At 62.1% G+C, this 13,353-nt stretch carries 15 protein-coding genes; 10 read left to right on the top strand and 5 right to left on the bottom strand.

Features of this window, described 5'->3' with window-relative positions; all coding sequences use genetic code 11:
* The 6 genes from EOC06_RS09905 to EOC06_RS09880 all read left to right on the top strand — a co-directional run.
* A partial coding sequence (locus EOC06_RS09905; protein ID WP_206631173.1) for a sugar ABC transporter substrate-binding protein occupies window positions 1–781 on the top strand: 781 nt, incomplete at its 5' end.
* Between the two features lie 116 nt (window positions 782–897).
* Window positions 898–3,441, top strand: a complete 2,544-nt coding sequence (locus tag EOC06_RS09900) for an ATP-binding cassette domain-containing protein (protein WP_128307638.1) — start codon at window positions 898–900, stop codon at window positions 3,439–3,441.
* Window positions 3,442–3,451: 10 nt separating this feature from the next.
* Window positions 3,452–4,474, top strand: a complete 1,023-nt coding sequence (locus EOC06_RS09895) for a Gfo/Idh/MocA family protein (RefSeq protein ID WP_128307637.1) — start codon at window positions 3,452–3,454, stop codon at window positions 4,472–4,474.
* A 10-nt stretch (window positions 4,475–4,484) separates the two neighbouring features.
* A complete protein-coding gene (locus tag EOC06_RS09890; RefSeq protein WP_024503985.1) occupies window positions 4,485–5,459 on the top strand; it encodes an ABC transporter permease in 975 nt (324 codons plus the stop codon).
* A complete protein-coding gene (locus tag EOC06_RS09885; RefSeq protein WP_127323041.1) occupies window positions 5,456–6,262 on the top strand; it encodes a creatininase family protein in 807 nt (268 codons plus the stop codon). The genes EOC06_RS09890 and EOC06_RS09885 overlap by 4 nt, the downstream gene beginning before the upstream one ends.
* Complete coding sequence (locus tag EOC06_RS09880; protein ID WP_128307636.1) at window positions 6,262–7,788, top strand: aldehyde dehydrogenase; 1,527 nt, start codon at window positions 6,262–6,264, stop codon at window positions 7,786–7,788. The genes EOC06_RS09885 and EOC06_RS09880 overlap by 1 nt, the downstream gene beginning before the upstream one ends.
* Before the next feature lie 43 nt (window positions 7,789–7,831).
* On the opposite strand, the gene EOC06_RS09875 is transcribed toward EOC06_RS09880, so the two are convergent.
* Window positions 7,832–9,394, bottom strand: a complete 1,563-nt coding sequence (locus EOC06_RS09875; RefSeq protein ID WP_128307635.1) for a GMC family oxidoreductase — start codon at window positions 9,392–9,394, stop codon at window positions 7,832–7,834.
* A 418-nt stretch (window positions 9,395–9,812) separates the two neighbouring features.
* Here EOC06_RS09875 and EOC06_RS09870 point away from each other — a divergent pair, with 418 nt between their 5' ends.
* Window positions 9,813–10,331: a ferritin-like domain-containing protein gene (locus EOC06_RS09870; RefSeq protein ID WP_127268257.1), complete on the top strand. Its 519-nt coding sequence runs from the start codon at window positions 9,813–9,815 to the stop codon at window positions 10,329–10,331.
* Between the two features lie 135 nt (window positions 10,332–10,466).
* Here the strand turns inward: EOC06_RS09870 and EOC06_RS09865 are convergent, their stop codons facing one another.
* A complete protein-coding gene (locus EOC06_RS09865; protein WP_127268256.1) occupies window positions 10,467–10,664 on the bottom strand; it encodes a hypothetical protein in 198 nt (65 codons plus the stop codon).
* 266 nt (window positions 10,665–10,930) lie between these two features.
* Here EOC06_RS09865 and EOC06_RS09860 point away from each other — a divergent pair, with 266 nt between their 5' ends.
* The 3 genes from EOC06_RS09860 to EOC06_RS09850 all read left to right on the top strand — a co-directional run bounded on the left by EOC06_RS09860 (window position 10,931) and on the right by EOC06_RS09850 (window position 12,130).
* Window positions 10,931–11,329 (top strand): GNAT family N-acetyltransferase, encoded by a 399-nt coding sequence (locus EOC06_RS09860; RefSeq protein ID WP_245463656.1) that lies wholly within the window; start codon window positions 10,931–10,933, stop codon window positions 11,327–11,329.
* A gap of 150 nt (window positions 11,330–11,479) precedes the next feature.
* Window positions 11,480–11,734, top strand: coding sequence for a DUF982 domain-containing protein (locus EOC06_RS09855; protein ID WP_127268255.1), 255 nt, complete (start codon window positions 11,480–11,482; stop codon window positions 11,732–11,734).
* 69 nt (window positions 11,735–11,803) lie between these two features.
* Entirely contained in the window at window positions 11,804–12,130 is a 327-nt protein-coding gene (locus tag EOC06_RS09850; RefSeq protein ID WP_128307634.1) for a hypothetical protein, read from the top strand.
* Window positions 12,131–12,159: 29 nt separating this feature from the next.
* Here EOC06_RS09850 and EOC06_RS09845 read toward each other — a convergent pair whose 3' ends face one another.
* The 3 genes from EOC06_RS09845 to EOC06_RS42105 form a co-directional block, all read right to left on the bottom strand.
* On the bottom strand, window positions 12,160–12,492 hold the full coding sequence (locus EOC06_RS09845) for a hypothetical protein (RefSeq protein ID WP_127292269.1): 333 nt from the start codon (window positions 12,490–12,492) through the stop codon (window positions 12,160–12,162).
* 2 nt (window positions 12,493–12,494) lie between these two features.
* Window positions 12,495–12,854 (bottom strand): hypothetical protein, encoded by a 360-nt coding sequence (locus EOC06_RS09840; RefSeq protein ID WP_128307633.1) that lies wholly within the window; start codon window positions 12,852–12,854, stop codon window positions 12,495–12,497.
* Window positions 12,854–13,353: divalent metal cation transporter (locus EOC06_RS42105; protein WP_245469438.1), on the bottom strand; the 500-nt coding region annotated here is incomplete at its 5' end. The genes EOC06_RS09840 and EOC06_RS42105, both read right to left, overlap by 1 nt.

The following is a 13,353-nucleotide window of genomic DNA, read 5'->3' as shown; positions in this document are numbered from 1 at the left end:
CGTCAGCGCGATCCTGATCGATCCGATCGACAAGAACGCGGTCATTCCGGTCATCCAGAAAGCCACCGCCGCCGGCATTCCGGTGATCACCATGGGCAACAAGGTCGAGGCCGGCTCGAACTACTCGACGCTCTATCCGGACTACGACAACATGTCGATGGTTGCCCGCGCGCTCGGCAAGTCGCTTGGCGGCAAGGGCGAAGTCGCCCTGCTCGTCGGTTCGCGTGGCAACTTCGTGTCCGACACGCGCGAAAAAGGCTTTGTCGAAACCCTGAAAAAGGAGTTTCCGGACATCAAGATTGTCGGCATCGAGCCGACCGGCTGGGACGCAGCCAAGGCAACCAATGCCGCCCAGACCTGGCTCACCACCTATCCGGATCTGAAGGCCATCGGCTGCATCTCCGACAGCCTTTGCCTGGCCGCCGATTCCGTTGCCAGCTCGATGGGAACCCAGTTGCTCTACGGCGGCTATGACGGCGACGCCGAGATGAGGCCGCTGATCGACGACGGCAAGATGGTGATGGACGTGCTGACCGGCGCCTATCGTGTCGGCTACTGGAACATCGCCGTTGCCGCTCGCCTGGCCAACGGCGAAAAGCTGCCGCAGGATCTCTACATGCCGACCTATTTCGTGACCTCGGATGCGACGGCCGCGAAGCTCAAGGCGGATGGCCTCACCTTCGAATACATCAACACCGACAAAGAGGCGGTGGAAGCCAAGAACTATACCGAGCAACTCGGTCCCAAGGTTCCGGCGACCGCCATGACCCTGGCAAAGTAACAGCCTAAAAGCGGCTCAAGCGCCGGATGACGTATCATCCGGCGTCCCCTTTTCCTGACGATCGCCGTCGCCGCTCCGTGGTGATCGCGCATGATGCTCGATAAGAGGACCGACCCATGTTCCAGTCCTGGACCTCTCCGTTACTGCGGCGCAACGAACCGGTTCTCATCGCGGTGCTGCTGGTCGCCATCGCCGTCTTCGGCTGGATCGATCCGCGTTTTCTGTCGACCGGCAATCTTGTCAGCATCGCGCAGCAGAGTGCGGTCATCGCCCTCATCTCTTTTGCCATGACGGCCGTGATCATCGCGCGCGGCATTGATATTTCCGTCGGCAGCAATCTTGCCTGCTCCGGCATCGCCGCGGGTCTTGCCTACACGGCAACCGGCTCGGCGAGCTTGAGCCTTCTCGCCGCGATCGGTGGCGGTGCCGCAATCGGTCTGCTCAATGGAACGCTGATCGGCTTTGCCGGCATCTCCCCATTCATCGCAACGCTCGCCACCATGGCGTTTGCGCGCGGCCTGGCGCTCAGCCTCTCCGGCGCATCCAGCATCGCGGTCGCCGATCCGGTCCTGCTTTTCGCGGGACGCGAGACGATCGGCCTCCTGCCGGTCTCCGTCATCATCGCCGCCATCTGCCTGGGCCTCTGGTGGTTCGTGCTCAATCGTACGGTCTACGGACGCTGGATCTATGCGGTCGGCGGAAATGCGGGCGCGGCGCGGGCCTCACTGGTTCCCGTCGACCTCGTGCGCATCTCCGTCTACCTGATTGCCGGTGCGACAGCCGGACTCGGCGCGATCCTCACCATCGGTCGTCTCGGTTCGGCACAGCCGCTTGCCGGCACCGGGCTCGAATTTACAGCCATCACAGCCGCGATCATCGGCGGCACGAAACTGTCCGGCGGCCAGGGCTCCATCTGGGGAACGGCGATCGGGGCGCTGCTGCTGGGCGTCATCAACACCGGCCTGTCCTTCCTGCAGGTACCGCAGATCCTGATCTATTTCGTGACCGCGAGCCTCATTCTGGTGGCCGTTCTCACCAGCCAGCCGGAGAGTGTCGCCGCCCTGTTCAAGACCGGTGGCCGCAAGTCCACCCCGTCGCCCCGCAACACCGCCGCAACACCGGTCGGCAAACACAGCATCGCCTTGCGCGGGCTTGGCAAGTCTTTTCCGGGCGTCAAAGCACTCGACGGTGTCAGCTTTGCCGTCTCGGCCGGTGAGGTAGTGGGACTTGCCGGCGAGAACGGGGCCGGGAAATCGACGCTGGTGAAGTGCATTTCCGGTCTGCATCGCCCGGACGAGGGTGAGATCATCATCGACGGCAACGCCGTCCAGTTCCACTCCCCCAGCGACGCCAAGGGCATCAGCGTCATCCATCAGCATTTCAGCCTTTCGCCGGACCTGACGGTGGCCGAGAATCTCTTCATCGGCCGCGAACCGCATACCCGCCTGGGATTTCTCGACCGGGCCCGGATGCGGCGAGATGCAAAATCCATCATGGACGAGCTGTCGCTCGACATCGACATTGGCGCGGAGCTGCGAACGCTTTCCGTCGGGCACCGGCAGATGGTGGAAATTGCCCGTGCCGTTCTGTCCGATGCCTGGTTCTTCATCATGGACGAGCCGACCAGCGCGCTCTCCAACCGCGAGCGCGACCAACTCTACGACCTGATCGACAGGCTGAGAGCTCGCGGCGCCGGCATCCTCTACATCTCGCACAAGATGGAGGAGATCTTCAGCCAGTGCGACCGCGTCGTCGTTCTGCGTGACGGACGCTTCATCGGCGAGCGCCAGACCCGCCAGACCAGCGAGGCCGAGATCGTCTCCATGATGGTCGGGCGCGATGTCGGCGACATCTTCCCCTATCTCGAAGTGCAAGTCGGCGAAACCGCGATCGAAATCAGCAACATCTCCGATGGCAAGCTCTTGAAGTCGGCCACGCTCAGCGTGTGCAGGGGCGAAATCGTCGCGCTCGCCGGCCTGATGGGAAGCGGCCGCTCCGAGGTGCTCAGGCTGATTGCCGGCCTCGAGACCATGCATGGCGGCACGCTCAGAATTTTCGGCGGGCAGCAGACCGGCGGCGACACCAAGGCCGCCAATCGCGCCGGCATCGTCTACATACCCGAAGACCGGCACCTGGAAGGATTCGTCGGCACGATGTCGATCAGGGACAACCTGTCCCTCGCCTGGATTCGCGACAACAGTCACTTCGGCCTGCTGAGACCTCGCCGCATCCTGGCACTCGCCCGCGATCTCATCGGCTCACTCGGCGTGCGGCCGGCCCAGCCCGACAAAATGACCATCGAGCTTTCGGGCGGCAATCAGCAGAAGGTCGTCATCGGCAAATGGCTTGCCACCAAACCGAAGATCATCCTGCTCGACGAGCCGACACGCGGCGTCGACGTCGGCGCGAAGTCCGAACTCCATCACCTGATCGCAAGATTGAAGGCCGAGGGCGCGGCGATCCTCATGGTGTCGAGCGAGTTGCCCGAGGTTCTCGGCGTTGCCGACCGCATCGTCGTCATGCGCGAAGGCCACTCTGTCGGCACGCTGGCTCGTGGGGCGACGGAAGAAGACGTGATGACGCTGGCCTTCGGTGATCGCACGATCACACCGCCAGCCTGCGCACCCCGGCCCAGCATCCAACCTGCACCATGCCTGTAAGGAGAACCCTTTGAGCAAGCTGAAGATCGCCATTGTCGGTGCCGGCTACATGGGCCTCCTGCATGCGCAGGTGGTTGCCGCGAGCCCTGTCGCGGAACTGTCGGCATTCGTTGATCCGAATGCTGCCACGGGGAGCAAGGCCGCGTCCGATTTCGGTGCCCGGCATTTCCGCGATGCCGCCACCGCGCTGGCCGCCAATGCCGCCGACGCCTATATCGTGGCGGCACCCGACACGCTGCATGAAGACGTCTGCCGCACGCTGCTCGATGCCGGCAAGCCGGTGCTGCTCGAAAAACCGATGGCTCACGATCTTTCCGCTGCCAAGGCGATTGCTAGAGCGGCGGAGAAAAACGGCGCGCGCCTGTTGGTCGGCCACATCCTGCGGTTCGACCCGCGCTATTGCGAGGCCGCGGCGGCGGTGAAATCCGGGCGGATCGGCGAGCCGATCCACGGCAGCAGCGGCCGTTTCACCAATCGCGAAGTCGGTCTTCGCATGAACGGAAACTCGAGCGTCTGCTTCTACCTCGGCGTGCACGACGTCGATGCGCTGCAATGGATCTCAGGTTCGGACATCATCGCCGTCTACTCTCGGCCCGTCGCCAAGCTCATGCCTTCGCTCGGAATTCGATCCGAAGACGCGATCTTCTCCACCGTCGAGCTGTCGAACGGAATGAGCGGACAGCTCTATTTCGGCTGGACGCTGCCACCGACCGTTCCGACCGGCATCTGGGCACGCACGGAAATCATCGGCACGGAAGGCATGATCGACCTCGACGTGCGCGACCACGGTCTACGCATCCTGTCGCGTGGACAGTGGTCGCAACCCGACGCCCTGCACTGGCCGACCGTCAATGGCCGTGTCACCGGGGATCTCTTCGAGGAGGTCCACCATTTCATTTCGGCGGTTCGCGACGACACCCCTTTCGTGATGCCGGTCGGCGACGCCCTGCGCGCCGTCGCCGTCAATGATGCCATCCTGCGCAGCGTCAAATCAGGCCTGCGCGAACCGGTCGAAGATTGGCACATCCGATGAGAGGATCCTCATGACCCGCCAACAGAACATCTGGTGCAGGCGCTTTCTCGACCTCTCGCCGTTGATCCTGCTGGTCATCCTGCTGGCGATCTTCGCGCTCATCGACGCCCGCATCGTTTCAACCGCCAGCCTCATCAACATCGTCGCCCAGGCGACCCCGATCGCCATCCTGGCGCTTGGGGCTCTGATCGTTCTGCTGACGGCGGGCATCGACCTGTCCGCCGGCGTCGGCGTCGCCTTCTGCGCCGTCTTCATCGCCAGCCTGATCGACGGCGGCGCCAGCCTGCCGCTTGCCCTGCTCGTCGGCTTTGCCGTGATGGTGGTGATCGGCCTCGCGAACGGCGCCGTTATCGCACTGTTGAAGATACCGCCCTTCGTGACGACACTGGCCACAATGGTCGCGCTGCAGGGCGCAACGCTTGCCGTTGCCTCCAAAGGCGTCCTGATGCTGAAGGATCCGACGCTTCGCGCGGTCGGCATCGAGCGCAGCTTCGGCATTCCCAATGTCATCTTCGCAACACTCCTGATCGTCGCCGTAGCAGCAATCCTGATGCGGCACAGCCGTTTCGGGCTGCGTACCTATGCGCTCGGGTCGGATGCCGGAGCCGCGGAACTTGCCGGCATCCCGGTGACGAAACACACGATCCTCGTCTATTGCGCCTCCAGTATCTTCGTCTTCCTGACGGCTGTGATCATGATCAGCCGGGTGCCTGTCGTGACGCCCAATATCGGTGGTACCTCGCTGCTTCTGGACGCGATCGCCGCTGCCGTGCTCGGCGGCACCAGTATTTTTGGCGGACGGGGAACGGTGTGGGGCGCGGTCGTCGGCGCCCTGATCGTCAGCCTGCTGACGACGGCGCTTCGGGTGTTCGGCACGGACCCGTCCAGCCTCGAACTCTACAAGGGGGCAATCATTATGGTCGCTCTCCTGGCCGATTCCGGCATGACCTACGCCAAGGCGCGGCTTGTCGAGGCAGCACGATGAACGAGCCAGCTCCGGCCTTGCCGATCCCGCCTGGATCCAGCTTTGCGCTGATGACCTCCCCGGATACGGAAAGACACGCGACAGCCGGCGTGCATAAACCCGTCGTCATTCTACCGCTCGGCGCTGTCGAGCAACATGGCCCGCATCTGCCGCTCGGCGTCGATTGCTGGCTTGCGGAAGCGGTTGCGCTCGCCGCGGCGGAAGGACAGGCTTCCATGCGTGTCGCCGAACCTTTCGCCTATGGCTCGTCCGAGCATCATCGCTCCTTCTCCGGCACGATGAGCCTCAGCCCGCAGACCTTCATCGCCGTTCTCGTCGATCTCTGCACCTGCCTTGCCGAAGACGGCTATCTGCCGGTCATGCTGAACGGGCATGGCGGAAACCGCGCCGCCATCCAGGTGGCGATCACCACCCTTGGTAAGCGTGGCATCGTCACGGCGGGTTTCTCGTATTTCGATCTCATCGCCGACCTGGCGGCGGAGGCCCTGCCCGATGCCGCTACAGGCACCGGTCACGCTTGTGCGCTTGAAACGTCGTTGATGATGCATGTGCTTGGCGACAGCGTTCGCCGCGATCTCATCCCGCCAGGCGGCACTCCGCCATCCTGGCCGGATCCTCACCTTTACGCCGCGCCGGCCGTCACCGTCTGGCGCCGTTTCGAAGCCATCCGCGGCAACGGCGTCATCGGTACGCCCTCGGAGGCGAGCGCGGAGGCCGGCAGCAGACTTTTCATCGCAGCCGTGGAACGCAGCCGCGCCGCCATTTTGAACATCCAATCCGAATTCGGCCAAAGGAACGCATGATGACAGTCCATTTCAAATCTTCTCTCGAAGGCCCCAACCTGCGCGGCATGGCGATCGTCTCGGAGCCGGAAGCAGCCGCCCGCATCGGCATCAACCGCATCGGCGGCGAGTGGATTGCCGGCAGCTCCGGCGAATTCCTGAAAATCGACAGTCCGTCGACGGGCGAGCATCTCGGCTATCTCTCGCTTTCCACCCGTGCCGATGTCGGCCGCGCGGTGAAAGCCGCCGAAGGCGCACGCGAGGCCATGCGCAAGATGGGAACCTTCGCGCGGGCTCAGCTGTGCATGCGCATCGCCGACGCGATCGACAGGCGCGCCGAGGAGCTCGCACGGCTGCTCTGCCTGGAACAGGGCAAGCCCTTCCACAGCGAAGCAAAGGCCGAAGCATCGGCGGCAGCTCTCGGTTTCCGCAATGCGGCAGAGCAGATGAAGTGGCTGGAGACGGCGGCGTTTCCGCTTGCCGATGCCAACAAGCGCGCCTTCAGCTTCCTGCAGCCGAAGGGCGTCTTTGCCATCATCACACCTTGGAATTTCCCGCTCGCCCTGCCCTGCCTCTATTATCTCGGACCGGCCATCGCAACGGGCAACACCGTCGTCTGGGTGCCGGCGCCGACGACGTCGCTGATTGCCACGGCACTTGTCGAATGCTTCATCGAGGCGGGCCTGCCGGACGGCGCCATCAATCTCGTTCTGGGTGACGGTGCGGAGGTGGGCGACGAGGCGGTCGTTCATCCGGGCACCCATGCCATCGGCTTCACCGGCAGTTCCGCCACCGGCGCGACGATCGCCCGGCGTGGAGCGGGCAAGCCGCTTCTGCTCGAAATGGGCGGCAACGGTCCGACCATCGTGCTGGCCGATGCCGATATCGACATGGCCGCCGCCCAGGTCGGGGCCGGCTGCTTTGCCAATGCCGGGCAGATCTGCACGGCCACCGAACGCGTGCTGGTGCATAAATCCGTCCATGACCGTTTCATCGAAGGTCTCGTGAAAGCGGCCGCGCAGGTGAAAATGGGCGACCCTTTCGATCCCGCGACGACGATGGGTCCGATCAACAATGCGGTGGCCGTCGACAAGGTGCTCAGCCACATCGCGGACGCCCGCGCGCGTGGCGCCGAGATCGTTACCGGCGGCAATGTGGCGTCGGGTTTTGCCACCAATCTCTATTTCGAGCCGTCGATCGTCACAGGACTGACCCGGGAAAGCCTGCTCAATGTCGAGGAATCCTTCGGGCCGATCGCACCCGTGCTGACCTTCGAGACCGACGAGGAGGCGATGGAACTTGCGGCGTCCAGCCCCTACGGTCTGTCGGCCGCGGTCTTCACCAGCACCATCAAGAACGCCTTTACCTTTGCTGAAAGCCTGAAGGTCGGCATCGTCAACATCAACGAGATGAGCTGCTATTGGGAGCCGCATATTCCTGCCGGCGGCGCCGCCGGGACGCAGAGCGGCCTCGGCCGCACCGGGGGTCGGCACACGCTGATGGAAATGTGCGACCTGAAGACGATTACCGTGGATATCACCCGCTGACATCCAAGGCCCGCGCCTTGTGCGCGGGCTTGCCCTCGAGCTGTCAGATGGACCGGCGCAGGCTGTCGGCCATTTTTTCGCCAATCATGATCGAGGTGAGATTGGTGTTTGCCTGGCAATCGAGCGGCATGATCGACGCATCGATAACCCGCAGTCCTTCCAAACCGTAGACCCGGCATTCCGGATCGACCACGGCCTCGCCGGGCCTTCCCATGCAACAGCCTCCGATCCCATGCTGCGCATCGGAAGACTGCGCCAGCAGGAAATTGTCGACCTCCTCGTCGCTTGCCGTTTCGAGCCATGACAAAGGCAGATCGGAATCCCCCAGCAGGACGCGCTCGGCGATCGCCTGGATCGGCGCCTGCCGGGCAATCTCGCCAAGGTGGCGATAGGCGATACGCATGCGCTGGAGATCCATTGGATCGTCCAGCATGTTCTCTTCCACGATCGGCTGGTCGAAAGGGTTGGCGGAACGCAGTTGCACGGTGCCGCGGCTCTTGGCCTCCATCAGGATCAGATTGACCATGGCCTCGCCGAACTGGGCGCTGTCGGACTCCACGCCGATACCGCCATGGTTCATGGCGACGTAGAGAATGTCGTCGCGCTCAGCGCCCGGCACGCCCGAACTCATCCGCACACAGCAGTTGGTATGCCGCGCGTCGACATCGGTCGCCTTGAATCCCGGCTTCAGCTTCAGTTCGATGCGGCAATAAGGATGGTCGAAGAAACCTTCGCCGACCGGCAGGTTGGCAAGCACCTCGATGTCCTTTCGTTTCAAGAGAGCCGCGGGACCGATGCCCGAGCGCTGCAGGATGACCGGAGAGTGGATGGCGCCGGCCGAGACGATGACCAGCGGCGCCTCGAATTTGCGAACTAGCCCGGCCACGATGGCCAAAACGCCGATCGCTTTCCTGCCATCGAAAAGCACCTTGTCCACCGTCGCCTGCCCGATGATGGTAAGGTTCGGCCGGTCGCGGGCAGCTTCCAGATAGCCGTCATTGACCGACACGCGCTTGCCGGCTCGACTGTTGATGGGATAGGTGCAAGCCCCTTCGGCATCCGGAGCATTGAGATCGTCATGCCAGGGATGGCCGAGAGCCATCGCGCTTTGGCGCATGGCCTTGTCGACGCTGCCCCAGCTTTCGACAGGCGCGCGGTAGATCGGAATCGGGCCGCCGCTGCCGTGAAAATTGGCCGCGATCGGGTCATCCTCCAGGCGGCAGAAGAAGGGCAGCACGTCGGCTCCCGACCAGCCCTTGCATCCGATTTCCTCCCAGCGGTCGAATGCATGGAGCACACCGCGAATGGCAATCTGCCCATTGACGGCCGTCGAACCGCCAAGCCCCTTGCCGCGCCAGTAGACCCGGTGTTCCTGCCGCTTCGTGCGACGAGCCATCAGGTCGGGATACATGTATTGTTGCTGAAAATGGTCGGGAAGAAGCAGGTTGAAGGGATTTGGGCTCGCCATCTCGGCAGGTTGCTCGCCGCTCCGGTAGTCCGGCCCCGCTTCCAGCAAAAGCACGTTCGTGGCAGCATCTTCGGTTAGCCGGGCAGCAAGAACAGCTCCGGCTGCGCCGGCTCCGATAACGATGACATCAAAGGGCATGCCGCACTCCCTACATCCGATCAATGCACGGCTGACTCGACCGCGACATCATGTTGATTTCATTTGCGCACGATCATCTGCTGGCATTCAGGCTCAGCGATGTACGCCGGAACCAACCACCTTAGCCGCGCTGCACGGCTGCAAGATCATCATGATTTGTTTTATATGTAAATATGATTTCGTATATGAACTACCATCTACTCCATATGGCGCGACGAACCCCGGTGCTCTCCGTCACTGCCGGCGATTCTCACACCGTCATCGTCCATCGCCTTTTGATAGCGATCGGTCTCGACAAAAGCGGTATTTGGCGTGCTGCCCCTTCCGAGTCGCGCCCAGGGAACAACTGCTTCCATGGAAAGTTAGTCCATGGCTACACCGCCGGTGAGCTTTCATGACAATCCAAGGGAGACAAATCATGGCGACTGCAAAAAGAGCGACGACAAAAGGACTGGAGGCTTTGTTCCTCGATGGGCTGAAGGACATTTACTACGCTGAAAAGAAGATACTCAAAGCCTTGCCGAAGATGGCAAAGGGCGCCGAATCCGAGGAGGTGGCCGCGGCCTTTGAGAAACATCGCATGGAAACCGAAGGCCAGGTCGATCGGCTCGAGCAAGTGTTCGAACTTATGGACAAACCGGCCCGCGGCAAGACCTGTCCGGCGATCGACGGCATTCTTGAGGAAGGGTCGGAAATCCTCGACGAATACAAGGGTGACCCGGCGCTGGATGCAGGACTGGTCGGCGCGGCACAGGCCGTCGAGCACTATGAAATCGCGCGCTATGGCACGTTGGTCGCGTGGGCTGAACAGCTTGGCAAGAGCGACGTGGTCAAGCTCCTCAACGAGACATTGAAAGAGGAGGTCGCGACGGACGAAGCGCTTTCCGGGCTGGGCGAAGGCGGTGTCAATGAGCGCGCCCTGCAGCAAGCTGCCTGACTGGGCGTCGTCGCCCCGGCGCCAAGCCGCCGGGCGACTTCGCGACCCGGCCTCGCGCCCTCTTCGTCGGTACCCTTCAGATGCAATCAGACCCACCCCGATACTTCGGGGTGGGTCTGCTGAAATCACACGCGATCAGCGGTTTTTGTGGCTTTGTTCGCCAGCTTTCACATGCTGTTCGTGGGTTCCACCACGCATGCCGGATCCATCGCCCTGCTGCCGTTGACCACCACCAGAGGCCTGCTGTTGCTGACGGTTTTTGTTGTCGGCGTTCTTGTGGCTCTGCTGGCCTGCCTTCACGTGCTGTTCGTGGCTACCACCTTGATTAGGCATTGTTCTTCTCCTTCCCAATCCGCGAGGCGACAACCGCCTCGATTGCCTAAGACGAGTCAGGCGCGAACGTTCCCTCACGTAATATTTTGTGAAGACCATCAGACAAAGCCACGGCGTTCGAAGGCGCCCGAGATGGATGCCAGATTTATTTCTGGCGTTGGCAACGAGTTCATCTTGGCCGTGACCGACGTTGCCGGCGGATCTCATGCCTGTGCCCACCAGGAGGAAAATGCATGTCATTCCGATCCGAGAGATTTACAACCACTTTGACCTATAGCGACGATGAAAGAGCGCAGGCCGCCGCAGCGCTCTATCAATACAACATCGCACAGACCGGGATCGACGACCGAGCTGATATCGGAGCGGAGCTTCGCGACCAGTCAGGAAAGACCTGGGGCGGGCTTTGGGGCAGGACGGAGCTTGGGCTCCTGTTTCTCGACATGTTCTTCCTGCCTGAGCAGTTGCGTGGCCAATCCTTTGGCTCACAACTTCTCACGACGATCGAGGAAGAAGCCATCCGGCGGGGCTGCAAGAAGGCCGTCGTGGAGACGAGCAGTTTCCAGGCGCCGCTATTCTACATGCAGCACGGGTTCGAGGAATTCGGCAAAGTCGAATTCGGGATCCCTGGACATGCCCGAGTCTTCCTTCGGAAAGATCTGCTGTAAGTCTTGGGACAGGGCGCACGGATGGCCATCGGCTAGTTGTTTCAAACGCCAGATGCTCTGGAACAAATCGACGAGTGCGGAGTTAAACGCGTCGCGACGCGCAGTCTTGCAGCGACGTGTCGAATAGAGTGCATCCCGCTGGAGAGGCATGTGCGTACTGGACATTTCAGAAAGCCGATTATCATTCAACCTGGCCGGATAGACCGCGACAGGGTTGTGGTTTCGGTGTCGGACGCAGCCGAAGTGCTGCTGCGGGACTGGCCAAAGCCGACATCCGAGAGGCGTCTTGCCGCGATCAGAGCGTGCCTTGCCGTCATGCGAGGCGAAAAGCCTACAAGGACCGCACGACAGGCGTTCATCGTTGCGGCCAAGGACGCCAAGATTCTGCTGAGCGAGCAAGTCTGACCGTGGTGGGTCGCCTCGCCGGTGCCTGCAAGTGCGACTCTGCCGAGATTGGTTCGAAAGGGAGAAATCATGATTAAGGTTTCAAGTCCCGCGCCTGCCGCGGCCAGAAGCGAAGTTCAGGCAGGAGCAACGCAGGACAAAACGCCGGGGTTCGATCCCGCCATTGCCCCGCTTGAGACAGACGCCGAGGCTGCGGACACGCAAAATCCGGTCGCTGGGACAAGTCCGCCGCGCACTCGCCCAAAATTCGAAAACGATGCCAGCTTTGCCAATGCCATGCGCCCGGTCGAAGGCGAACCGGAACTGCGGCCCGGCGGCAACAGGCCGGTGTTGGTAATTGCAGCTGTCGTTTTGATAGCAGCCGTGGTTTTCCTGACGGCAGGCATGCTGCGCTGAGAATGATCCCGACGATGCGGCACCACGACCTATTCCTGGAGGTCTGGTGCGCCCTTCATGCCCGAGAGTTCGGTCATTGGGCACAGCAGCCGCGGTCGCGCGGGATCGGAAATGTCGAGCTTGTTCCAAGGGATGCGATATAGACCGTCGCGGCGGCGCAATCGGAAAAGATCCAGCACTGCCACGCCTATGGCCGAGGCCGAGAGGCGCTCGAAAGCGGCGTAGACCCCGACATGGAATTCGGTGACGACGAAATCGTCACCATCCCGTTCGGCGTGGATTTCCTCGATATAGCCGACATTCTTGCCGCGCTGCGAGAGTACGCGTCGCCCAGCCAGATGCTCAAGATTGACGGTGGTCATCATCAAGCTCCCGGAATGCGCCCGATGACATGGTCGCGCAACCAGTCCTGCCAGGCGAAGATCGACGTTTCTCGCACATCGATGTCGAACTCGATATCGATGCCGATATCTTTTACCTTGTGCCAGGCGATCCGATGGGGCTCGCCATGCTGCTTGCCACCCAGCTTGACCGCGAGCCGCGCCATCCACCGCCCAGGCCGTGCGCCGAGGCGACGTGCCAGGGTGATGGAGCCGAGCTCGATGGCAATGATCCGAGGCGGCTTGCCAGGCCGTAACTCCGCCACCAGCCCGTCGACCTTGCCGATCTTGATCTGCTCGCGGTCGACCACCTGCTTGTCGAGGAGATCACGCAGCAACTTCATCATGTGCCTCCGAATATCTGCAGCGGGATGGTCACCACCGCCAGTACGAAGCCGAGCGCGATGATGAAGATGACGGCGGCATTCGACAAAATGCCATTGCGATGCTCGCCGACATAACGTTTGTCGTTCAGCAGAAACAGGAAAGGAACGACCGTCAGCGGCAGGCTGGCTGCCGTCAGCGCCATGGAGAAGATGGTGAGCCTCAGCGGATCGAGACCAAGCGCGATGGGAATAGCCGCCAAAAGCAATGATATCGTGTAGGTGGCGCTGAAACCCGGATCGTCGCGCGGCTTGCGATCCTCGCCCCAATTCCAGCCGAAACCCTGGGCCACAAGATAGGCCTGCTGCAACCCGACCTCTAGTGCGGCGCCGAAGCAGGCAATGGCGAGGGAGGCAACAAACAGCACGAAGCCCCAGAAGCCGAATATAGGTATCAGCATCAACGGCAACTGGTGATAGTCATCCACTTGGGTGACGCCATGCGTGGCGAGCACGAGAG

It is taken from the genome of Mesorhizobium sp. M7A.F.Ca.MR.362.00.0.0, from assembly GCF_004023175.1.
In the GTDB taxonomy this organism is placed as follows: Bacteria; Pseudomonadota; Alphaproteobacteria; order Rhizobiales; family Rhizobiaceae; genus Mesorhizobium.
This window is presented reverse-complemented; position numbering and strand designations above follow the sequence as displayed.